This is a genomic window from Tritonibacter sp. SIMBA_163 (assembly GCF_046535935.1).
Taxonomy (GTDB): Bacteria; Pseudomonadota; Alphaproteobacteria; order Rhodobacterales; family Rhodobacteraceae; genus Epibacterium; species Epibacterium scottomollicae.
In genome coordinates, this window is sequence record NZ_JAWJBP010001081.1 from 1 (window position 1) to 245 (window position 245).

1 protein-coding gene is annotated in these 245 nt (G+C 48.6%); it reads left to right on the top strand.

The window, feature by feature from the left end:
- Window positions 1-245 (top strand): ATP-dependent Clp protease proteolytic subunit (locus R0J92_RS25670; protein ID WP_411053768.1); only part of this gene is annotated, 245 nt, incomplete at both ends.

The following is a 245-nucleotide window of genomic DNA, read 5'->3' on the forward strand; positions in this document are numbered from 1 at the left end:
CTGCTAACCGCAGGCGCTGCGGGTAAGCGTTATTGCTTGCCTAACTCTCGTGTGATGATTCACCAGCCGCTGGGTGGCTATCAGGGTCAGGCCTCGGATATTGAGATTCACACGCGTGAAATCCTTGGTATTCGTGAGAAGCTGAATCAGATTTTGGCCCACCATACTGGTCAGGATATTGATAAAGTAGCCCAAGATACTGATCGTGATAATTTCATGAGCGCCAATAAAGCGAAAGAGTATGG